Origin of the sequence: Psychroserpens damuponensis (assembly GCF_000826655.1) — a bacterium.
Taxonomy (GTDB): Bacteria; Bacteroidota; Bacteroidia; order Flavobacteriales; family Flavobacteriaceae; genus Psychroserpens; species Psychroserpens damuponensis.
Genome location: NZ_JXJO01000011.1, coordinates 14,836 through 38,644 on the forward strand (window position 1 = coordinate 14,836; position 23,809 = coordinate 38,644).

Here is a 23,809-nt window from a genome sequence, read left to right on the forward strand (position 1 = left end):
CTATTTGCTTCCAATTTTTATAACGTCGTTCACCTCTGGATTAGGAGGCGAAACTTTTAAAATTTCTTTAATCTCAATTCTATCTTCCCAGCCTTCTTCACTTGGATCTTTTTTAAACATGCGACCTCTAATGGTTACAGGTACCATATCTGTATCTAATTTTTTATAGGCTTTAACTTGAGTTTGCAATTCTTGCATTTTCTCGTCAACCACAACGCCATATATTTTTGTTGGTGTTTTTAATACGGCTGCGTCTGCATAATAAATAAAATCACCTTGAACCGCAACTAAGCCATCACTCTGTTTTGGAGTTTTACCATCTTGAGCAACTATTGTTTTATCATCTTGAGATGAGTCAACCTCAGTTTTTTTGTCTTCTTTACAGCTTACAAATACTGTAAACATCATCAATAGTACAAGTAATTTTTTCATGCTATACTTTTTGTGTTTATCCTACCGAACCTTCTAAACTTATTTCTAATAATTTTTGTGCTTCAACAGCAAATTCCATTGGTAATTTATTAAGCACTTCTTTACTAAAACCGTTAACAATTAAAGCAATTGCTTTTTCGGTATCAATACCTCTTTGATTACAATAGAAAATTTGATCTTCACCAATTTTACTCGTTGTGGCTTCGTGCTCTATTTGGGCCGATTTGTTTTTAGCTTCAATATATGGGAATGTATGTGCGCCACATTCATTGCCCATTAGTAAACTATCACATTGTGAGAAATTACGAGCGTTCTCTGCTCTAGAGCTTATTTGCACTAATCCTCTATAGGAGTTTTGAGATTTTCCTGCGGAAATTCCTTTAGATATAATCGTAGATTTTGTGTTTTTCCCTAAGTGAATCATCTTAGTACCTGTATCTGCTTGCTGATAATTATTAGTCACAGCTATTGAGTAAAACTCACCAACCGAGTTATCACCTTTTAAGACACATGATGGATATTTCCAAGTCACGGCACTTCCTGTTTCAACTTGGGTCCAAGAAATTTTTGCATTAGTTTCACAAAGCCCTCTTTTAGTCACAAAATTGTAAACACCACCTTTACCTTCCGCAGTTCCTGGAAACCAGTTTTGTACTGTAGAGTATTTTATTTCGGCATCATCAAGAGCAATTAGTTCTACAACTGCTGCATGTAATTGATTTTCATCACGACTTGGTGCGGTACAACCTTCTAGGTAGGATACATAACTGCCTTCATCGGCAATTACTAAAGTTCTTTCAAATTGCCCTGTTCCTGCTTGATTAATTCTAAAATAGGTAGAGAGTTCCATTGGGCAACGCACGCCTTTAGGAATGTAACAAAAACTACCATCACTAAACACAGCACTATTTAAGGCAGCATAAAAATTATCTTTTTGAGGGACTACTGTACCTAAATATTTTTTAACTAATTCTGGATGTTCTTTAATCGCTTCAGAAATACTCATAAAAATGATTCCTTTTTCGGCTAAAGTCTTTTTAAATGTTGTCGCAACAGAAACTGAATCTACAACAATATCCATTGCTATATTATTCATTTTCTTTTGCTCATCTACAGAAATACCCAGTTTTTTGTACATCGCTAGTAAATCTGGATCTACATCATCAAGTGTTTTATTTGGATCAATTGCTACTGGAGCCGAGTAATATGCTATAGATTGAAAATCTGGTTTTTCATAATGTACATTAGCCCATTCAGGTTCAGTCATTTCTTTCCAAACTTTAAATGCTTCCAATCGCCATTCTGTCATCCATTCTGGCTCTTCTTTTTTCTTTGAAATAGCACGAACGATATCTTCGTTTAATCCAATTGGAAATGTTTCAGATTCTATGTCAGTATAAAAACCATATTCGTATTCTTTGGTTTTTAATTCTTCTCTTAAATCGTCTTCTGTATATTTTGACATAATAATGTTTACAATTTTAATTCCTTCCTAAAAGGAAAGTTTAGGATGGGATTTAAAGCGAAAATGATTCTCCGCAACCACAAGTTCTATTCGCATTAGGATTGTTAAATACAAATCCAGCACCATTTAATCCTCCAGAATACTCTAAAGTGGTTCCTATCAAATATAAAAAGCTTTTTTTGTCAACAATGATTTTAACGCCATTATCTTCAAAAACTTTGTCATCTTCTTTTTGTTCGTTATCAAACTTTAAATCATAAGATAAACCAGAGCATCCACCACTTTTTACACCAACACGAACGTAATCTGTTGTTGTATTAAAGCCATCATCACTCATGAGTTCCATGACTTTCTTTTTCGCTGTTTCTGATACTTTTATCATTTGTTATATAGATATTATAAATACCCTTTCACCTTTAAAATAATCCTTATAAAATGTCCATTTGCCCTTCTACCTCAATAAAATAAACAAACCGTAATCCAGGCTCTGCTTTATTTTTATATTCAGCTCAAAGAAAAAATTCAACATTTTCTTTTAAAATCATTTCAAATAAGAAACGGTATTAATAGATTGCAAATATACGACATATGTCGATTTTAACCATGCATCCTAACATTATATTAGTAAATGATTGTATAACAAATTTTAATGCGAATTTGAAGCCTTAGCATCAAACTCTAAAATAAAATAGGAATTGTGTTTTACACGGAAATGTGCTTGCGAGTATGCTGAATCTTTAAAATAAAAAGCTCCTGTAAAGCGGTCTTTATTTCTTTATTTTCAAACGGAAACATATCTAAACGCTCAAAATCACTATCTATCTGTTTAGATTTACAAGATGCACAAGATAATCCGCGTGCTTTTTTTGCTGTTGTTGAAGTCTGTTTTGAGTTATGTCCAAAAACTGAACATAGCAATTTGCTAGTAGACGTTTTCATAGTAGGTTGATAAATTTGGGATTACGAATTTAGAACATAATTTTCAAAAAACCGACTAAACACGTATTTTTTCGTTGAAATGCATGGTTTACTATTTCAGAAGTCCTTAAAAATACCCTAAATGCATTCTCTGCTTAAAAAAATGGACTTATTTTTGCAACATGATAGAAGATAAAAACCAATCACGTACTTCATTAGATCAACTTGGAGAATTTGGTCTCATTGAGCACCTTACTAAAAATTTTGACATCAAACAGTCCTCGACAATAAAAGGTATAGGCGATGATGCTGCTGTTTTAGATGCAAAATCAAAACAAATTGTAGTCACTACAGATTTACTTGTTGAACACGTGCATTTTGATTTATCATATGCGCCTTTAAAACATTTAGGATACAAAGCTGTTGTTGTTAATTTGAGTGATGTGTATGCTATGAATGCTAAGGCCACTCAAATTACGGTATCTATTGCAGTTTCCAATCGCTTTCCATTAGAAGCTCTAGAAGATTTATATGCAGGAATTGAAACTGCTGCCTCTATATATAATGTTGATGTTGTAGGAGGAGATACCACCTCATCAACCACTGGCCTTATAATTTCTGTAACAGCAATTGGTGAAATTGACAAAGACAATGTGGTCTATAGAAATGGCGCCAAACCTAACGATCTGCTAGTAGTAAGTGGTGATATTGGTGCTGCTTACATGGGATTACAAGTTTTAGAACGCGAAAAAGAGGTGTTTAAAGTGAATCCGCAAAATCAACCAGATTTAGACCCATATACCTATATTATTGAGCGACAATTAAAACCTGAAGCAAGAAAAGATATTGTAGAGCTACTTGAAAAATTAGAGGTTAAACCTACAAGTATGATTGATATAAGTGATGGTTTATCATCTGAAATCATACACATATGTAAACAAAGTGATGTTGGCGCAGAGATTTACGAAAATAAAATACCTTTAGACCCTCAAGTCATTTCTACTTGCGAAGAGTTTAAAATAGACAGTACGACTATTGCTTTAAATGGTGGTGAAGATTACGAATTATTAATGACGATTTCTCAAGACGATTTTCCTAAAATTAAAGGGAATCCAAATTTAACAGTAATAGGTTATATCACTGAAAAAGGACGTGGCATGAACCTCATCACTCGTGGTGAACAATCTATACCAATAATAGCCAAAGGGTGGAATGCTATGAAAAATGAGGGCTAAAATCTAACAACTCATCATGTTGTTGCATTTTGGGTGTTGTGCTTTGAGACATTCTAGCAACTCTTCTTTTATGAATTCGTGATAAAACAGAATTGATTTCTCGAAATTTTGGAGTTAATGGTGTCAAACCACCATTTCCACTTGTGGTTACTTGAGAGTTACAATGAGAGCATTTATATTCTTTTACGTGATATGTAATGTTTTTTGAAACCTCGTATTGATGTCCAAAAACCGAGCAGTAGAAACTTTTCAATGTATTGCGCTATTAATTAATAATTTTAGAGGATATCTAAATATATGAAAACCAAATAATAACGTACGATTTTACTTTAATATATCGACGAACTGAGCGATTTTTGCTTTAAACGTGACATTCTTCGCGAATAAATAACTTCTAAAATCTCATTGATTTCTTGAAACTTAGGCGTAAGCTCTGTAAGCTTACCATTGCCGTTTGTTGTTAATTGATGCTTGCAACATTTACAAGTATACTCTTTAACATGAGACGTGACTTTTTTTGTCATTTCATATTTATGACCAAATATATCACAGTAAATTTTTAACGGACTAGTTAATTTTGTAGAGTTAGCATTTTTCATGACTGTTAGTTTTTGGGACTACTAACATATTAAATAATAATCACTTAAGGTTTAAAAGTTGTAATTATTCGACGAAACGCAATAAAATGTAAGATAATTCCTCTTTATTTTCAATATGACTCATATGACCTAAAGACAATGTTTCACATCTTATCGAAGTATTTTTAGTTTCTGTTAAAATCAATGCTCCTTTAATAACAGGATCCTTTTCACCAATAATAATTAATTTTTTAGCATCAAGATTATTATAGAACTCAAACTTATCTTCTCTCAACATCATACCTTCTTGTCCTGCAACATAACCTTGTGCCGAGGTTTTTAATGCTTGCTCTAAAACTTTTTTAACCTCTATTTTATGAGTTCGTCTACTTTCCGAAGAAAACAAATTCGTAAACGACATCCTTACCATGTTTTCAAAATTGGTTTGAACCATGAGATTAGCTCGCTTTCTCAACGCTCTAAGCTCATCATCATCTTCATGAAATGTAGAATTCATAAGGCACAAACCTTGTACTGCATTCGGGTTTTTCTCAGCCAAGGCTAAAGCGACATAACCACCCATGGAGTGGCCAATTAAGGTATATGTTTTTAGTTTTAAATGATTTACGACGGCTAAAACCGCATTTGCCATATCACCCATGGTATGAACATATCCTTGACATTCAGTTTGACCATGACCTAATAGATCAACACAAATAATCCTATTATTTTTTGATAGTTGCGGTTTTAAATCATTCCACATAGACGAATTTTCTAAAAACCCATGCAGTAAAATTACAGCCTCTCCTTGACCTTCATCTTCATAATAAACCGGACTTTCTCTATGGTATAGTATCATAGCCGCAAAGATAAGGTTTGAATAGATTTTGCAATTAACATTTTACTATATTTGATAAACTAACTAAATTTTAAATATTGAATTCTAGAAAAGAACTTTTTATCACCAGTTTTGGTTTATTCTCTCTGTTTTTTGGAGCAGGAAATTTATTATTGCCACCACTTTTAGGGTATAATGCTGGCGACAATTGGTTTTGGGTTGCCTTAGGATTTATGATAACTGCTGTTGTCATCCCAATTATAGGTATTTTAGCACACGCCAAGTTACAAGGCACGTTATATGACTTTGGCAAAAAAGTATCTCCGCAATTTAGTCTTATTTATTGTATTTTAATTTATGTGATCGCTGTAGCGATACCGTCTCCTAGAACAGCAGCTGCAACGCATGAGATTGCAATTCATCCTACTTTTGGCACCAGCCCATTATTAACTAGTACGGTTTATTTTATTCTTGTTTTGGTTTTTGTTCTTAATCGCTCAAAAATATTAGGGTTTATAGGTAAATTTCTAACCCCTTTAATAGTGATTATGTTATTGACGGTTATTGGCATTGGGTTGTTTTCTTCGGAAATGCTCACATCCACATCAGAAATGAGCACACCATTAGTTTCAGGGATTTTAGAAGGTTACCAAACCTTTGATGCTATTGGAGCTGTTGTCGTTGGAGCTGTGATAATAATCTCTATTAATTTAAGACATAATGGTAGTTTTGAAGAGAAAAAATCGCTTATAGCAAAATCTGGTTGGATTGCAGGATTTGGTTTATTTATTATATATGCCGGACTCATTTCGGTTGGTGCCTATTACGGTTCAGAAATTAGCATCAACGATACATTGCCAAATGACATGCAGCGTGCGAATCTCCTTCGCAAAATTAGTTTATCATCTCTTGGAGGTTTTGGCAACACTGTTTTAAGCATTTTAATCTCTCTCGCTTGTTTTACAACTGCCATAGGTATTGTTGCAGGTACAGCAGATTATTTTAAAGGCCTCATGGGAAATTCCCAAACAGTATATATTGCAACCGCAATTTTGGCAAGTGCACTAGGCATTGTGGTTGGACAATTAGATTTCAACTCTATTATTATTGTTGCAGTGCCAGTTTTATTATTTATTTACCCTATAACCATTGTACTTATTATATTAAATGTACTACCAAAACGATTTTCAACACCTGTCGTATTTAGAGCTGTTGTGATTACAACATTTTTATGTAGCATCCCAGATGTTGTAGGTTTTATTTCTCCTTCGGAAGACTTAGAACAACTTACACAATATATTCCTTTAGCTCAATATAGTTTAGGATGGGTTTTACCTGCTTTAGTGGCTTGTTTGGTAGCTGGATTAGTTTCTAAACCTAAAAAAGCCTAAAGCAATTTGCTTTAGGCTTTAAACTTTAATCTATTTGGATTTAATTATTCATCAACTCCTCAATCTCGTCAGCTTCAATTGGAATATTTCGCATTAAATTAAAAGGCTCTCCAGATTCTTGGATGACTACATCATCTTCTAAACGAATACCAAAACCTTCCGCAGGAATATAAATTCCTGGCTCTACCGTAAATACATTATTGGCCTGCATTGGCTCTGTTAATATTCCGTAATCATGTGTATCTAATCCTATATGATGAGAAGTACCATGCATAAAATACTTTTTATACGCTGGCCAATCTTTATCTTCATTTTGTACATCTGCCTTGTCTAGCAACCCAAGCCCTAATAATTCCGAAGTCATTAATTTTCCAACCTCAATATGATATTCTGCCCACAAAGTTCCTGGAGTTAATAATTTTGTAGCTTCGTTCTTTACACGGTTTACAGCATTGTACACCGCTTTTTGACGATCGGTAAATCGTCCAGAAACAGGTATCGTTCTAGACATATCACTTGCGTAATTGGCATATTCTGCAGCAACATCAAACAAAATTAAATCACCAGCTTTACATTGCTGATTATTCTCTATATAATGTAAAACGTTTGCATTATTACCAGAAGCAATAATTGGAGTGTATGCAAAACCTTTAGAACGATTATTTAAAAATTCATGCATAAACTCAGCCTCTATATTAAACTCCCAAACATCTGGTTTTACATAATTTAATATACGACGAAATCCTTTTTCGGTAATATCACAAGCTTGTTGCATAAGATCAATTTCAATTTGATCTTTAACAGAACGTAAGCGCTGTAAAATAGGATTGCTTTTTGCAACACTATGCGCAGGATATCTATCTTTTAACCATTTTGTGAAACGGTCTTCGCGAGTTTGGGTAACTACAGATGCTCTATAATGCTCATTAGTATTAATATAAACGGTATCACATTGCGTCATGAGTTCAAACATGATTTTCTCCATGTCTTTAAGCCAATACACGGTTTTAATTCCGCTTGTTGCTAAAGCAGCTTCTTTAGTTAATTTCTCACCTTCCCAAACTGCAATATGCTCATTCGTTTCGGTTAAAAACAAGATTTCTCTATGATGTTCTTTTGGGCAATCTGGAAAAAGCACTAAAATACTTTCTTCTTGATCTACACCACTTAAATAGAAAATATCTCGATGCTGTGCAAAAGGCAACGTACTATCTGCACTTACTGGATAAACGTCATTAGAATTAAAAACCGCTAGACTACTCGGTTTCATTTTAGACATAAAATTTTTACGGTTTTTTATAAAAAGATTGCTGTCTATTTTGTGATATTTCATGTGATTATTTTTAGATAGTTATCATGCTTCATAGTATTAATCAAGGCTTTGAGTAATACTATTTTTATCATGCTCATTTTATGTTATGTTTTTACAGTGTAAAGGTAAATAGATTAAGTAATTATATCAAATTATCGGTAAATTGTTATATTTACGCGCCGAAATACACATTTCCCATAATAGCCTAACTCATTTCCATGAAAAATATTACTTACTCAACGTTGTTGCTTACCTTGTTTTTAACAGTAGCAACATCTATAACCTTAAGAGCTCAAGAGCTTTTAGTTGAATTACCATTGTCAACTCAAGTACAATCGTCATCACAAATTATTGAAGGTAAAGTCATCTCAAAAAACTCATTTTGGGATAACCACCATCATAACATTTATACAGTAAATACAATTGAAGTTTACAAAGTATTTAAAGGTCAAACACATACCGAAATAATTGAAGTTATAACACCAGGCGGAACTGTCGCTAACCAATTTGAAGTTGTAACACCTAGTCTTACTCTTAATGTAGGAGATATTGGTGTATTTCTTCTTGATGATAATAATGTATCTATATCTAATGGAACTTCGCATAGTAAGTTTCAACCTTATGCATCTTCACAAGGGTTCTACAAATATGATTTACAAAACAACACTGTTTTTAATCCCTTTATAAGTGATACAGGTATTACTACATCATTTCATAATACTATTAAAGCTTTAACTAACACTACTAATGTTGTAGAAGTATCAAATTTTGATGCTGAAGCAATCTATAATAACTACATCTCAAATCGTGATGATAATGGAGCTATAGGAATAACAGGATTTTCACCAACTATAATAAATGGTGGTGTAAGAGATATACTTACTATAAACGGAATAGGATTTGGTAGCACACAAGGGACCGTTAATTTTAGAGATGCTAACTTTGGAGGTAATCAATATTATACCGCATTAGACAGTCAAGTACTAAGCTGGTCAGATAATCAAATAGAAGTAGAAGTACCTTCTAGAGCAGGAACTGGCGACATACAAGTTATTACATCATTTGATTTTACAACAACCTCTAGCTCTGACCTCACAGTCTTTTATTCTCAAATAAACCCTAGTAATGGGACCACGAATTTTCAATCGCAGCATGTTGACTTAAACGGTTCGGGAGGTTACACATGGCAAATGGAAACCAGTTTCGATGCCAATTCTGCAGCTAACGCCTCATTTGTTAGAGCATTTGAGTCATGGGTTTGCACTACTGGAATTAATTGGGAAATTGGAGCAGTAACCACAACAGACGTCATAGCAGATGACGACGTAAATGTAATTCGTTTTGATAATGGAACAGAATTACCCGCTGGAGTTCTAGGACGTTGTACATCAAGATTTGGATCTTGTACTAACGCTTCATCACCTGGCGGAATTGATGTTGTCGTCACAGAATTAGACATCGTTTTTAATGATGTATTTACAGGAGATCTTTCTGTATTGTCATGGGAATTTGGTCCAGGAACAGCTACCGGATTTGAAGTTGATTTTGAAAGTGTTGCAGTTCATGAACTTGGACATGGTCACCAATTGGCACATATTATTAATCCTGGCGAAGTCATGCACTATTCAATTGCTAATGGTCAAAACAGCAGAATTCTTGGTCCTAGTGATTTGGCAGGTGCTGCAGATGTAATGGATAGAAATACAAACACCACAGTTTGTGGTGCTGGAGCTATGACAGCATCTGCTTGCTCTAGTCTTGGAATCGATGACGTTTACATATCAGAACATGTATCAATATATCCAAACCCAGCAAAAAACAATTTAAATATTCTAACTTCATCAAACTTACAATTAGAGCTTGCAACCATTTATGATGTAAGAGGAAGGTTGGTTGTTACCAAAAATTTAAATACCACTTACACCCTTAACAGCATTGATGTAAGTCAACTTCAAAACGGCGTTTACTTTATTAAAATAAACGTCGAAAATAACACAATAACAAAGAAGTTTATTATCGAATAAAAACCAATAATACATGACATAAAAAAGGTGTTTGATTTAAAAATCAAACACCTTTTTGTTTTTAATTCTCATTTACAGTAATTCTAAAAACCATAAACTATATTTAGTACCTTTAGGCTTATTATTTTTTCAATTTCAATCTAACCGTACCAATTATGTTAAAATATATCTGTTATTTTATTTTTGGAGCATCAGTTTTAGCTAATGCTCAACAACCGTCTACGTCGTCACAAACTATTAAAGATGCACTTAACAAAAAAGAGCAACTCACAAAAACTTCATTAGTTAAAAACGTTGCTTTTACCAATATTGGACCAACTGTTATGAGTGGTCGTGTTACTGATTTGGCAGTAAATCCAGACAACCCAATTGAATTTTACGTTGGCTATGCATCAGGAGGCGTTTGGCACACCATAAATAACGGTACAACGTTTACACCTATTCTAGATTCTTCGGAAACTCAAAACGTTGGAGATCTTGCTGTTGATTGGAAATCTAAAACCATTTGGGTTGGAACGGGAGAAAACAATGCCTCTCGCTCTAGTTATGCAGGAATTGGCGTTTTAAAATCTACCGATAACGGTAAAACCTGGCAACATATGGGATTGAGAGATTCTCACCATATTGGTCGCATACTCATTAACCCTAATAATCCAGATGAAGTGGTTATTGGTGTTACTGGTCATTTATATTCTGCAAATCAAGAACGAGGAATTTACAAAACTACAGATGGTGGTAACACTTGGTCGCAAAAGCTATTTGTTGACGATATGAGTGGTATTATTGATGTACAAACCAATCCTAATAACTTCAATTTAATGTTCGCGTCGTCATGGACTAAAGATCGTAAAGCATGGAATTTTGATGGTAATGGCAATAATTCTGGGATCTACAAAAGCACTGATGCTGGTGATACTTGGACTAAAGTCTCTATAGAAAATAGTGGTTTTCCAACAGGACAAGGCGTTGGTAGAATTGGCTTAGCGGTTTATGATGATAATATAGTTTACGCAGTTCATGACAGCCAATTTCGTAGACCTTCCGAAGAAAAAAAAGAACCCTCAAACGTATTATCAAAAGACGATTTTAAAACGATGACTACTGATGAGTTTTTAAAATTAGACGATAAAAAATTAAATGGCTACTTGAAAATGAATGGGTTTCAAGAGAAATACAGAGCTGAAAATGTTAAACAAATGGTAAGAAGTGGCAATGTAAAACCTATTGATTTGGCAAGTTATTTAGAAGATGCCAATTCTATGTTATTTGACACTCCAGTTATTGGTACTGAAGTTTATAAAAGTACAGATGGAGGTGTTACTTGGAAAAAAACACACGACGATTATCTAGATGATATTTACTACAGCTATGGATATTATTTTGGTCATATTTATGTAGCTCCAAATAATGCAGATCATATTTATATTTATGGTGTGCCAATCGTTAAATCAAAAGATGGTGGTAAAACATATACTTCAATAAGCGCAGAAAATGTTCATGCAGATCATCATGCGCTATGGATTAATCCAAAAAACCCAAATCACTTAATTAATGGTAATGATGGTGGTGTAAATATCACGTATGATGATGGCGAAAATTGGATTAAAAATAACTCGCCTGCTGTAGGACAATTCTATGCAATTAATGTAGATAATGAAAAACCATATAATGTATATGGTGGCTTACAAGATAATGGTGTTTGGAAAGGCACATTTGGTGCTCCCGAAAATAAAGAATGGCACCAAACTGGTCAATATCCCTGGGAAAGTATAATGGGTGGAGACGGCATGCAAATTCAAATTGATAATAGAAATCACAACGTTGTTTATACAGGATATCAATTTGGAAACTACTACAGACTTAATTTAGAGACAGAAGAGTTTACCTACATTCAGCCAAAGCATGAGTTAGGGGAAAGTCCGTATCGTTTTAATTGGCAAACACCAATTTTACTCTCACCTCACAACCAAGATATTTTATATTTGGGTGGTAATAAATTAATGCGTTCTATGAATCAAGGAACCGATTTTACTGCCATTTCTGGTGATTTAACCAATGGTGGCAAAAAGGGAAATGTCGCTTATGGTACTTTATCAGCTATTAGCGAATCCCCTTTTCAATTTGGCTTAATTTACACAGGTAGTGATGATGGCCTAATTCATGTTACAAATGATGGTGGCGGAAATTGGAGAAATATTTCTAACACCTTACCAAAAGATCTTTGGGTAAGTCGCGTAGTCGCCTCACAACATAAAAAAGAACGGGTTTACGCTACATTAAACGGTTACCGTTGGGACGATTTTAAAGTCTACGCGTACATGAGTGATGATATGGGAAAAACCTGGAAAGATATTAGCGCTAACATCCCAACATCTCCTGTGAATGTGATTAGAGAAGATTCTGAAAATGAAAACATATTATATTTAGGAACCGATAATGGTGCTTATGTATCGTTTAACAACGGAACTAGCTGGGAAGCATTTAGCAACGGACTTCCAAATGTTGCTGTGCATGATATCGTGATTCAACCCGAAGCAAAACATTTATTATTAGGAACTCATGGTCGTAGTATTTATCAAACAGATCTCACACCACTTCAACAAATGAGTGATAGCATGAAATCTAAAAACACAACGCTTTTTAATGTAAATGATGCGAGACATTCTTCACGCTGGGGAAATGCATGGAGCAAGTGGTTTGACACCTTTGAACCTAAAACAGACGTCACGTTTTATTCTAATGTTTCCGAAGAAAAAACAATGCGTATTTATTCTGAAAAAGGAGCCCTTGTAAACCAAGTAAAAATTAATGCAGATAAAGGCTTTAATTATACAGCATACGATTTAACAGTAACTGAAAAAGGTAGAAAAGCACTATTAAAAGAAAACACTAGTATTGATATTAATAAAGCTAAAAATGGCAAATATTATGTGCCAAAAGGCAAATATACTATTCAAATTGGTGATGAAAAAACGACATTTGAGGTTAAATAATCGATTGAAATAAACCTACCTTTTTTCGATGATATACTAATGCCAAAAGAAACCTACACGACGTTAAAACCTAAAAGTGATGTGCTTTCTAAGTACATCGCTTATTATTATTTTAATACTTCAAAAGAAACCAATTATACAAAATCCTTTGTGTTTTATCCGCATTATAGAAACTCTATAACCGTATATCAAAATTCTAAAATTAGCTTTAATGGCAATACCTCTAAAGTAGTACCTAATGCACATCAAGATTTTGAAATTATATACACAGGAATTCATCCCAATAGTCGATTTGGAAAAATCATAGCACCTTTTGATAAAATAGGCATTGTTTTTCAGCCCTTAGGATTGAATAATTTTTTATCTGAATCCCTTACCGAAATCGTAACTGAGGATCCAATGAGAAATTTTAATTACTTCGGAAACGACTTCGTCACAGTTTTAAATCAAGTTTATAATACTTCAGATTTTGATGAAAAAGTAATGGTATTAGATGCTTTTTTATTGCAAAACATTAAGCCTTTTCAAGACCATCGACTTATTAAAGCTGTAGATTTAATGTTTAAGGGCGATTTGAGTGTTTTAGAAATTTCCGAAGCATTACATATCAACCGAAAAACTTTGCTGCGCTTATTTAAAAAACACCTTAACTGCTCACCCAAATCGTTTTCTAATTTGGTTAAATTTAGAAAAGCCATCAATACCTATCAAGAATACAAACCTGCGTTAACAGATTTAGCCTATCAAAATGATTATTATGATCAGTCTGATTTTATCAAACATTTTAAAAAAATTACTGGTTTTAATCCTAAAAAATTCTTTGGTAATTTATCACATCTTGGTACTGAAGACACATTTTGGACGGTTTTAAAATCTAAGTAACTGTCCCATTTCTACAATTTTTTAAATTATTATGGCCTTAAATTTGTCATGCACATCATCTAAAAACGCATGAATAAAACTCTTAATTTAATTTGCATTGTTCTAATAATGTTGTCTTGTAAAGACACTCCTAAAGATACTGGTTTAATTAAAAAGGAAGTCGTATTTAATCAAGCATTAGCTGATGAACTTAGTAAAATGGCCGAGTTAGATCAGGTTGCTGCCTATATTCCACAAGGAAAGCATAAGGAATTATCAGAAAACAGCTGGAATACATTTAAAGACAGTGTGTTTACAACGCACGAAAAACGACTTCAAGAGATTTTTAACACACATGGCTTTACGGGTTATGATTTAGTAGGAAAAGAAGGTGCTACTAATTTTTGGTTAATGGTACAACACAGTGACCATAACCCCGAATTTCAAACTAAGGTTTTAAAACAAATGAAAATTGAGATCGAAAATAATAATGCAGACCCAAGTGATTATGGACTTTTAGTTGATCGAGTTCTACTTAATACAGGAAAAGCTCAGGTTTATGGCACTCAAGTCACTTATAATATGAATACAGGACAAGCTTATCCTAAACCGTTAAGTGACAGTATCAACGTCAATGAAAGAAGAAAATCTATCCATTTAGAACCCTTAGAAGCTTATTTAAACACCATGACTGAGATGCATTTTGAAATGAACAAAGACTATTATTTAAAAGATAAAGGAATTTTAGAACCAAAATTATATCCTATAGAATAACATTTAATCATCATCAAAAAACGACATTATGAAAATCAATAGTTTAATCGCATTCTTATTAGTAACCATTTACTCTAGTTTTGCTCAACAGTATTCTGGAACATCAAAAACGCACACTTTAACATCAAAAGCGTTTGAGGCAGAACGTGAAATACGTGTGTACCTTCCATTTTCTTATTCTGAAAATAAAACTCAAGAGTATCCTGTGATTTATTTATTTGATGGTCAATTTGATCCGCTTTTTGATATGACAAGTGGCACCATGGATTATATGTCTCAGGTTGGAGAGTTTAACCAATATATTATTGTTGGCATCAAGACAACGCAACGCGCACGTGAATTTACTCCAATGTATACAGACAAAAAGACTCAAGAAGGTTGGGGAGAAACCAAAGTTGGAGAGGCACATATTTTGGAAGATCATTTACAAAACGAGATATTTCCCTTAATTGAAAAAACATACAGAATCCAACCTTTTAGATTAGCAATAGGACATTCTCTAGGTGGAACATTTGTGTTAAACTCGGTATTAAGCAAACCAGAATTTTTTCAAGCAGTGATTGCAATTAGTCCCAATTTAGAATATGATAATGAGCAAATAAACAAACGTTTTGACACCTATTTAAAAACGCATGATACTTTGAAAAAATTCATTTATGTGTCTGCTGGAACCGTAGGTGGCATGGAAAATAACTTTAGAAAAGCTTCAGAAAAACTCGATCACATAATTAACTATCATAATCCCAAAAATTTAGAGTATCACTTTACAGTTTTTGAAGGCGAAAATCATTCTACAACACCAATTCATACTATTAATAAAGGGTTTTCTGAGATGGCTAAAATCTGGACGATTTCCGAAGAAAAAAATGAAGAACTCATAAAAGACAATACCATTCCTTTTGTTGACGACCTCAAATCGTTTTATTCTGAACTTTCAAAATTTGCAGGATATGAAGTATTACCTTCTGTAGATGAAATTAACACCTTTGGTTATGACTGTCTATATTACAAAAAGTATGAAGATGCATTAGGTGTTTTTAATTGGGCACTATCACTATATCCAGATAATGCAAATCTTTATGACAGTACAGCCGAGGCTTATCTCAAATCTGGAAACAAGAATGAAGCCAGCCGATATTATAGTAAAGCATTAGAGATATTGGAGAAAACAAGAGATGATTATGACGCTGAGTCATACGATTATTATAAATCTATGTTTATAAAAAATCGAGATGCGGTTGAGAAAACATAAATACAATACTTTTTTAATATTTTTAGAGTTATATATCAAACTCTAAACTAATGAAAGTATTTAAATTACTATGGCTATTTATTGTTATAATTCTAATGGCTTGTGGTGAAGATCAAGATGATACTTCACAACCAAATAGTCCTAATTTAATTATAAAATTAAAATTTGACCCAACACAAGAGCGCTTAGGTAATTTAGGACAACCAGCTTCTGTAAGTTCAGGCAATGCCGCTCAATCTCCTACAATACAACAAATGAGTGCCAATTATATAGAACTAGCGCCAACTTCAACAACAGCTTTAGGCACAGGTGAAATTATTTTTAATGGTGATGAAACCACTGCTGGAGGTGATGTTGCTATAAATTTTCAAAATGCAGTTTTTGCTGGAAACAATAACACTTTCTTAACCATTCCATTAAGTGAAATTGCTACAGGAAATTACGAATGGGTAAGAGTCTCTTTAGCCTATCAAGAAGGTGATATTGATATATTAGTGAATGGACAAGATATCACTGGAACCTTAGCTAGTTTTGTAGGTTATAACTCATATATTACATCTTTTAACCTTAATGGAAGCACGTTTAATGTCAATGAAAATAAAGCACAAGGGTTTTGGGCTTTTGAAGCTTTAGGTTTTACAACTCAAGGACAAGCACCAGTAGGAGCGACAACGGTCCCAAATCCGTTATCTAATACATCTCCAGTTCCTTCAGGATCTTGTATTGTTACTGGTGAGTTTGAAAATACATTATCACTTACGGGTAACGAAACTCAAGACATCATTATAACACTTTCATTTTCAACTAATCATAGCTTTGAATGGACAGAAGTACATATGGATGGAAAATACGAACCTGAAGCTGGCGAGCAAGTCATAGATATGGGATTAAGAGGCCTAATACCTGTGATATCTAATTAAACCCATTCTAAATAACTAAAATAGAAACTAAAATTTGCTGTGCTAGCCTCTGAGCCTTATCTTTGTATAACAAACATTCAACCACAATTATAATGAGCGGAATTTTAAATTCGTCTATTGGAAGAAAGTTTGCCATGGCACTTTCGGCACTCTTCCTAATGATTTTCTTATTACAACATTTTGCAATTAACATTCTATCTGTCTTTAGCCCAGATGCTTTTAATGAAGTATCTCATTTTATGGGAACATTTTGGGCAGTTCAGTATCTATTGCAACCTGTTTTAATATTTGGTGTCATCTTTCACTTTGTTATGGGTTTTGTCTTAGAGATAAAAAACAACAGAGCAAGACAAATTAGCTATGCTAAAAACAACGGATCTGCAAATTCATCTTGGATGAGTAGAAATATGATCTGGAGTGGATTAGCAATTTTAGCTTTTATCGTTTTACACTTTATTGATTTTTGGATTCCAGAAATAAACACAAAATATATCGTTGGTGATATGTCTGGTATGCATAATGGCGAGTACAGATATTTTCATGAATTAGTAGAGAAATTTCACAGTCCGATTAGAGTTGGAGCTTATGTTATAGCATTTGTGTTTTTAGCATTACACTTATTGCATGGTTTTAATTCTGCATTTCAATCGGTTGGTGCAAACAATAAATACACCAAAGGATTGGTAGGATTTAGTAAAGTATATGCAATCGGTATTCCTTTAGGATTTATTTTCATCGCATTGTTTCATCATTTAACAGGACATTAAAAATTAGCTTTCTATGGCTTTAGATTCAAAAATACCAAAAGGTCCAATTAAAGATAAATGGACAGATTATAAAAACCACATCGACTTAGTAAATCCAGCTAACAAGCGTAACATAGATGTTATCGTTGTTGGTACAGGATTGGCAGGTGGATCTGCTGCTGCTACTTTAGCAGAGTTAGGATATAACGTAAAAGCATTTTGTTTTCAAGATTCTCCAAGACGTGCGCACTCAATTGCAGCACAAGGAGGTATCAACGCAGCAAAAAACTACCAAGGAGATGGTGATTCTACATATCGATTATTTTACGATACTGTAAAAGGTGGAGATTATCGTTCTCGTGAAGCTAACGTTTATCGTCTAGCAGAAGTTTCGGCAAATATTATTGACCAATGTGTTGCTCAAGGTGTTCCTTTTGCAAGAGAATATGGTGGATTATTAGATAACCGTTCGTTTGGTGGTGTATTAGTATCTCGTACTTTTTATGCAGCTGGACAAACAGGACAACAACTATTATTAGGAGCGTATTCTGCTATGAACCGCCAAATTGGTCGTGGTAAAATCAAAATGTACAATCGTCACGAAATGTTAGACGTTGTTAAAGTTGATGGAAAAGCTCGAGGCATTATAACGCGTAACTTAATTACTGGTGAAATTGAAAGACACTCAGCTCATGCTGTAGTTCTTGGAACTGGTGGTTATGGTAACGTATTCTTCTTATCAACTAATGCGATGGGAAGTAATGTTACAGCAGCTTGGAAAGCTCACAAACGTGGTGCTTACTTTGCTAACCCATGTTACACACAAATTCACCCAACATGTATTCCAGTATCTGGAGATCATCAGTCTAAACTAACGTTAATGTCTGAGTCTTTACGTAATGATGGACGTATTTGGGTACCAAAACACATGAAAGATGTTGAGGCTATTAAAGCTGGAACATTAAAACCTAAAGATTTAGCCGAAGACGATCGCGATTATTACTTAGAGCGTCGTTATCCTGCTTTTGGAAACTTAGTACCTCGTGATGTGGCCTCTCGTGCAGCAAAAGAGCGCTGTGATGCTGGTTTTGGTGTTAATGCAACTGGTGAAGCTGTGTTCCTTGATTTTGCTTCTGCAATTCAGCGCTACGGAAAAGAAACAGCTCACGTTAAAGGCTTAGATGAAAATGATGCAGCTCTTGTTAAGAAATTAGGACAAGAAGTTATCAAAAATAAATACGGAAACTTATTCCAAATGTATGAGAAGATCGTAGATCAAGATCCATACAATACACCAATGATGATTTATCCTGCAGTACACTATACAATGGGTGGCGTTTGGGTAGATTATAACTTAATGACTACTGTACCTGGTTTATATTGTATTGGTGAAGCTAATTTCTCTGATCATGGTGCAAACAGACTTGGAGCTTCGGCTTTAATGCAAGGTCTAGCCGATGGTTATTTTGTATTACCATATACTATTGGTGATTATTTATCTAATGATATTCGTACTGGTCCAATTTCAACGGAAACAAAAGAATTTGAAGACGCTGAAAAAGAAGTACGTGAAAAAATAAACTTCTTCGTTTCAAATGAAGGACAACACTCTGTAGATTATTTCCATAAGAGATTAGGAAAAATTATGTGGAACAAAGTAGGAATGTCCAGAAACGTTCAAGGTTTAACCGAAGCTATTTCAGAAATAAAAGCTTTAAGAGAGCAATTCTGGAAAGAAGTAAAAGTACCTGGAACTAACGAAGAGTATAACGAAGAATTAGCAAAAGCTGGTCGAGTAGCAGATTTCTTAGAGTTAGGAGAATTGTTTGCTAAAGATGCTTTAAATAGAGAAGAATCTTGTGGAGGACACTTTAGAGAAGACTCTGTAGAATTAGACGGAGAGCAAAAAGGAGAAGCATTACGTGACGATGAAAATTTTGCTTACGTTTCTGCTTGGGAATACAAAGGAGAACCTAGTGATGCCGTATTACATAAAGAGCAACTAGAGTTTAATGATATTGAATTAAAACAAAGAAGTTACAAATAAAGGATAGCTATGATGAATTTAACACTAAAGATTTGGCGTCAAAAAAACGCAAGTGATAAAGGGAGTATGGTTGATTATAAAGTCAGCGATATCTCACCAGATATGTCTTTCCTTGAAATGCTAGATGTTTTAAACGAACAATTGGTCAACAATAACGAAAGTCCTGTCGCTTTTGATCACGATTGTCGTGAAGGTATTTGCGGTATGTGCTCGTTATATATTAATGGAGAAGCTCATGGTCCAGATCGTGGAGTAACCACTTGCCAGTTGCACATGCGAATGTTTAAAGATGGAGACACAATTACAATTGAGCCATTTAGAGCAACTGCATTTCCTGTAGTAAAAGATTTAATTGTAGATAGAAGTTCTTTTGATCGCGTACAACATGCTGGTGGATTTATTTCTGTAAACACATCTGGTAATACTATTGACGCTAATGCGATTCCTGTAAATAAACATGATGCTGATGATGCCTTTTCTGCAGCAACTTGTATTGGTTGTGGAGCTTGTGTTGCATCTTGTAAAAACTCATCTGCAATGTTATTTGTTGGAGCAAAAGTATCTCAATTTGCATTATTACCACAAGGTAAGGTAGAAGCTACAGATCGTGTTTTAAACATGGTCAAACAAATGGATGAAGAAGGTTTTGGTAACTGCACCAACACTGGAGCTTGTGAAGTTGAATGCCCTAAAGGAATTTCTCTAGAGAACATTGCTCGCATGAATCGTGAGTATTTAAAAGCATCACTTAAAGGTTAATACTACTTAAATTAAATATGTTTAAACCCAAGTTGTAACGACTTGGGTTTTTTTGTTTCTTTATACTTTAAAACAACTTATGAATAACACTATACAATTTTATAATACACAATTAAAAACACATCAAATCAAAGTTGGTCTACTTAAAAAGCAACTTGTATTATATAGCATGTTGCGATTAAGTATATTTTTAATTACCGCATTTGCCATCTATCTCGTGCTACCTAATTGGCAAATAGCAGTTGGCATAGCCAGTGTTGGGTTACTCCTATTCTTATTCTTACTAACTAAATACACCAATTTAAAAGCACAAAGAGAATTACACAAATCATTAGTTGTTATAAATGAAGAAGAATTAAAAATAGCAGCTGGAGAATTTCATCATAGACCTACAGGTGAGCAATTTCAGGATCCACTTCATTATTATAGTTTAGATATTGATCTCTTCGGAAAAGGATCATTCTTTCAATATATCAACCGAACAAGTTCTAAAGAAGGCGAAGCACAACTAGCAAATGCTTTAAAAGCCAATAACGTTTCTTGTATAGAAGACAGACAAGAGGCTATTAAAGAATTATCACAAAAAACCGAATGGACGCAACTCTATGCAGCTACAGCAAGTCTCATAAAAACCGAAACATCTGCTCCTACAATTATTAAATGGTTAAAAACTCATAAAACCTTTATTCCAAAACAGATGGTTTGGGCAACTTGGCTCTTTGCTCTAATTTCTGTATCATTACTAGCATTAGCCATTTTTGAGATTATAGGTATAGGCTATTTTGGCTATTGGATTTTCGCCGGATTAGGAATTACAGGATTATTTCTAAAAAAGATTAATAGTCTAGCAGCAAATGCAGACAAAACTAAAGACACCTTTAGACAATATGCCTCCTTACTACAACAGATAGAAAACAACACGTTTACCTCACAATTATTAAAAAACAAACAACAACAAATACAATCTGATAATAAAAAAGCATCTGCAATATTTTCCGAATTTTCAAAATGTTTAGATGCGTTGGATAATAGAAATAATCTTTTTGGAGCCATTTTAGGCAATGGATATTTATTATTAGACATTAGAAACACCTATAGAGTAGAACAATGGATTTCTAAATACGCCAATAAAGTTGAAGAGTGGTTTGAAGTTGTATCATTTTTTGATGCTTATAATAGTTTAGGCACCTATGCCTTTAATCATAATGAGCAAAGCTTCCCTAGGATTTCCTCAGAAAAACCAGTGATTGAAGCCAAAGATTTAGGACATCCACTTTTAGCTAAAACAAAACGAGTAAACAGTGATGTATTAATAAATAATCGAGAATTTTTTATTGTTACAGGTGCAAACATGGCTGGAAAAAGCACATTTTTACGCACCATCTCACTACATATTGTCATGGCTAACGTTGGATTACCAGTGTCTGCGAAATCTAGTGTATATTCTCCTGTAAAACTCATTACAAGCATGCGCACAAGTGATTCTTTAACTGATGATAGCAGTTACTTCTTTAGTGAGTTAACACGTCTTAAATTTATTGTAGATGCCATCCTAAAAGAACCCTACTTTATCATTTTAGATGAAATATTAAAAGGTACAAATAGTACAGATAAAGCGATTGGTTCGCGAAAATTTGTTGAGAAACTAGTAGCTGGAAACGCAACAGGTATTATTGCCACGCACGATTTGAGTCTTTGTGAAATTTCCGAAGAACTCAACGACGTTAAAAACTATTATTTTGATGCAGAAATCGTTAACGATGAGCTCTATTTTGATTACAAATTCAAAGAAGGAATTTGCCAGAATATGAATGCAAGTTTCTTACTGAAGAAGATGGAGATTGTGGATTAATTCTGTCATTCAGAGCGTAGCGAAGAATCTTTAAAATTAAAACAGTCTATAAAGAGATTCTTCGCTACGCTCTAAAAGATAAAAATCTATAAACCAAAAAAAAACCCATTCTCAATGAGAATAGGTTTTTAATACTGTGAGATAAAATTCAACTATGCTTCAAAAGCATCAATAGAAACAAAAGACTTACCATCTTTTTTCTTTGTGAATCTTACTAAACCATCTACTTTAGCATGTAAAGTGTGGTCTTTTCCGCCATACACATTTTCACCTGGGTGATGTGTATTTCCTCTTTGTCTTACGATAATGTTACCAGCTAATGCTGCTTGTCCACCAAAAATCTTAACACCTAAGCGTTTTGATTCTGATTCTCTACCGTTTTTAGAACTACCTACTCCTTTTTTATGAGCCATTGTCTTAAGGTTTTATATTGTTAATAATTAATGGTACAGAAAATTACTTTTCAATTCCACCGTCTAATCTGTCTTGTAATTCTTTTAGTTCATCCCACTTACCATCTGCAGCTAATTTAGCTTGTTTTGGCCAAGTTTCTGTAACTATGTGAGATAATCTAGAGCTAGCCTCAGATAAGATTTCGCTTAATTTAGCGGCATCAGATTCTGCAACTTTAGCAAAAGTATCAAGGCCTGCATTTACTAAAGCTTCAGCAGCTTTAGGTCCAGCACCTTCGATTTTTTTCAAATCATCAGCTTTTCCAGTTGTTTTTTTAGGAGCAGCTTTTGCTTCTTCTTTCTTTGCCTCTTTTTTAGGAGCTGCTTTTTTAGCTCCAGAAGTAGTAATACCTTCAATTACGATTTCAGATAAAGATTGTCTGTGTCCATTTTTTACACGGTATCCTTTTCTTCTCTTCTTTTTGAAGACGATTACTTTGTCACCTTTAAGGTGCTTTAAGACTTTTGCACTTACTTGTGCTCCGTCTATAGCTGGGGCGCCTAAAGTAATATTGTCACCATCACCAATTAAAAGAACGTTATCGAAATCTACTTTCTTACCTTCTTCTGTTGCTAAACGGTTAACAAAAACTTTTTGGTCTTTTTCAACTTTAAATTGATGCCCTGCTATCTCTACAATTGCGTACATAGCGTAACGTTTTTATTAATTATTTTTAAATAAAATATGTGCCTTCTCTTCAGAAAGCGGGTGCAAATATACATTCTAATTCATTAATTTACAAACGATATAAACATTTTGAAGAAGTTTATAGCTTTTTCTAATTTTTTAATCCTTCTGAAATATTATAATTCACCCATTTTTGCTATTGTATTATATGCTAAATAACTCATTTTAAAGATATATTTTAGATCAAAAACTATAAAAAAGGCAATGCTATTCATTATTTTTGTAGCATAAGTGTAACTTTTTAATACAATACCACACTTGTAGAACATATT

General features: G+C 33.8%; 22 protein-coding genes. 12 read left to right on the top strand and 10 right to left on the bottom strand.

The genetic code is table 11. The annotated features are described in order from the left end of the window. The 4 genes from TD29_RS05350 to TD29_RS05365 all read right to left on the bottom strand — a co-directional run bounded on the left by TD29_RS05350 (window position 1) and on the right by TD29_RS05365 (window position 2,836). Window positions 1–432, bottom strand: a complete 432-nt coding sequence (locus TD29_RS05350) for a hypothetical protein (RefSeq protein ID WP_040279443.1) — start codon at window positions 430–432, stop codon at window positions 1–3. Between the two features lie 16 nt (window positions 433–448). Continuing rightward, entirely contained in the window at window positions 449–1,897 is a 1,449-nt protein-coding gene (sufB, locus tag TD29_RS05355; RefSeq protein WP_040279444.1) for a Fe-S cluster assembly protein SufB, read from the bottom strand. A gap of 52 nt (window positions 1,898–1,949) precedes the next feature. Continuing rightward, window positions 1,950–2,279, bottom strand: coding sequence for a HesB/IscA family protein (locus tag TD29_RS05360; RefSeq protein ID WP_040279446.1), 330 nt, complete (start codon window positions 2,277–2,279; stop codon window positions 1,950–1,952). A gap of 320 nt (window positions 2,280–2,599) precedes the next feature. Next, the gene (locus tag TD29_RS05365) at window positions 2,600–2,836 is read right to left on the bottom strand and encodes a DUF1660 family phage protein (protein WP_040279447.1); all 237 of its coding nucleotides are present in this window, start codon (window positions 2,834–2,836) and stop codon (window positions 2,600–2,602) included. A 161-nt stretch (window positions 2,837–2,997) separates the two neighbouring features. On the opposite strand from TD29_RS05365, the gene thiL reads away from it, so the two are divergent. Next, the gene (gene thiL / locus TD29_RS05370; RefSeq protein WP_040279448.1) at window positions 2,998–4,050 is read left to right on the top strand and encodes a thiamine-phosphate kinase; all 1,053 of its coding nucleotides are present in this window, start codon (window positions 2,998–3,000) and stop codon (window positions 4,048–4,050) included. Here the strand turns inward: thiL and TD29_RS05375 are convergent. The 3 genes from TD29_RS05375 to TD29_RS05385 form a co-directional block, all read right to left on the bottom strand. Continuing rightward, a complete protein-coding gene (locus TD29_RS05375; protein WP_241485214.1) occupies window positions 4,031–4,303 on the bottom strand; it encodes a hypothetical protein in 273 nt (90 codons plus the stop codon). The two genes, thiL and TD29_RS05375, sit on opposite strands and share 20 nt — an antisense overlap. Window positions 4,304–4,379: 76 nt before the next feature. Next, window positions 4,380–4,649, bottom strand: a complete 270-nt coding sequence (locus tag TD29_RS05380) for a hypothetical protein (protein ID WP_040279450.1) — start codon at window positions 4,647–4,649, stop codon at window positions 4,380–4,382. Window positions 4,650–4,713: 64 nt separating this feature from the next. Then, window positions 4,714–5,487 carry an alpha/beta fold hydrolase gene (locus tag TD29_RS05385; protein WP_040279452.1) on the bottom strand — a complete coding sequence of 258 codons (774 nt, stop codon included), beginning with the start codon at window positions 5,485–5,487 and terminating at the stop codon, window positions 4,714–4,716. A gap of 77 nt (window positions 5,488–5,564) precedes the next feature. Here TD29_RS05385 and brnQ point away from each other — a divergent pair, with 77 nt between their 5' ends. Then, the gene (gene brnQ / locus TD29_RS05390) at window positions 5,565–6,857 is read left to right on the top strand and encodes a branched-chain amino acid transport system II carrier protein (protein ID WP_040279453.1); all 1,293 of its coding nucleotides are present in this window, start codon (window positions 5,565–5,567) and stop codon (window positions 6,855–6,857) included. 40 nt (window positions 6,858–6,897) lie between these two features. Here the strand turns inward: brnQ and TD29_RS05395 are convergent, their stop codons facing one another. Next, window positions 6,898–8,190, bottom strand: a complete 1,293-nt coding sequence (locus TD29_RS05395; RefSeq protein ID WP_040279454.1) for an aminopeptidase P family protein — start codon at window positions 8,188–8,190, stop codon at window positions 6,898–6,900. A 197-nt stretch (window positions 8,191–8,387) separates the two neighbouring features. Here TD29_RS05395 and TD29_RS05400 point away from each other — a divergent pair, with 197 nt between their 5' ends. The 10 genes from TD29_RS05400 (at window position 8,388) to TD29_RS05445 (ending at window position 22,397) form a co-directional block, all read left to right on the top strand. Next, window positions 8,388–10,193, top strand: a complete 1,806-nt coding sequence (locus tag TD29_RS05400; RefSeq protein WP_040279455.1) for a T9SS type A sorting domain-containing protein — start codon at window positions 8,388–8,390, stop codon at window positions 10,191–10,193. A gap of 155 nt (window positions 10,194–10,348) precedes the next feature. Continuing rightward, complete coding sequence (locus tag TD29_RS05405) at window positions 10,349–13,186, top strand: WD40/YVTN/BNR-like repeat-containing protein (RefSeq protein ID WP_040279456.1); 2,838 nt, start codon at window positions 10,349–10,351, stop codon at window positions 13,184–13,186. Between the two features lie 39 nt (window positions 13,187–13,225). Further along, entirely contained in the window at window positions 13,226–14,068 is an 843-nt protein-coding gene (locus TD29_RS05410; protein WP_040279458.1) for a helix-turn-helix domain-containing protein, read from the top strand. A 69-nt stretch (window positions 14,069–14,137) separates the two neighbouring features. Next, complete coding sequence (locus TD29_RS05415) at window positions 14,138–14,821, top strand: DUF6624 domain-containing protein (protein ID WP_040279460.1); 684 nt, start codon at window positions 14,138–14,140, stop codon at window positions 14,819–14,821. 28 nt (window positions 14,822–14,849) lie between these two features. Continuing rightward, window positions 14,850–16,073 carry an alpha/beta hydrolase-fold protein gene (locus TD29_RS05420; RefSeq protein WP_040279461.1) on the top strand — a complete coding sequence of 408 codons (1,224 nt, stop codon included), beginning with the start codon at window positions 14,850–14,852 and terminating at the stop codon, window positions 16,071–16,073. Between the two features lie 50 nt (window positions 16,074–16,123). After that, window positions 16,124–16,993, top strand: coding sequence for a hypothetical protein (locus tag TD29_RS05425; protein ID WP_040279462.1), 870 nt, complete (start codon window positions 16,124–16,126; stop codon window positions 16,991–16,993). Between the two features lie 92 nt (window positions 16,994–17,085). Further along, window positions 17,086–17,760, top strand: coding sequence for a succinate dehydrogenase cytochrome b subunit (locus TD29_RS05430; RefSeq protein ID WP_040279463.1), 675 nt, complete (start codon window positions 17,086–17,088; stop codon window positions 17,758–17,760). A 13-nt stretch (window positions 17,761–17,773) separates the two neighbouring features. Then, window positions 17,774–19,786, top strand: a complete 2,013-nt coding sequence (locus TD29_RS05435; protein ID WP_040279464.1) for a fumarate reductase/succinate dehydrogenase flavoprotein subunit — start codon at window positions 17,774–17,776, stop codon at window positions 19,784–19,786. Between the two features lie 12 nt (window positions 19,787–19,798). After that, window positions 19,799–20,545 (top strand): succinate dehydrogenase/fumarate reductase iron-sulfur subunit, encoded by a 747-nt coding sequence (locus TD29_RS05440; protein ID WP_040279465.1) that lies wholly within the window; start codon window positions 19,799–19,801, stop codon window positions 20,543–20,545. A 79-nt stretch (window positions 20,546–20,624) separates the two neighbouring features. Further along, window positions 20,625–22,397 (top strand): MutS-related protein, encoded by a 1,773-nt coding sequence (locus TD29_RS05445; protein WP_040279467.1) that lies wholly within the window; start codon window positions 20,625–20,627, stop codon window positions 22,395–22,397. Between the two features lie 152 nt (window positions 22,398–22,549). Here TD29_RS05445 and rpmA read toward each other — a convergent pair whose 3' ends face one another. After that, on the bottom strand, window positions 22,550–22,810 hold the full coding sequence (gene rpmA, locus TD29_RS05450) for a 50S ribosomal protein L27 (RefSeq protein WP_040279468.1): 261 nt from the start codon (window positions 22,808–22,810) through the stop codon (window positions 22,550–22,552). A 43-nt stretch (window positions 22,811–22,853) separates the two neighbouring features. Then, window positions 22,854–23,498, bottom strand: coding sequence for a 50S ribosomal protein L21 (gene rplU, locus TD29_RS05455; RefSeq protein ID WP_040279469.1), 645 nt, complete (start codon window positions 23,496–23,498; stop codon window positions 22,854–22,856). Window positions 23,499–23,809: the final 311 nt, after the last annotated feature.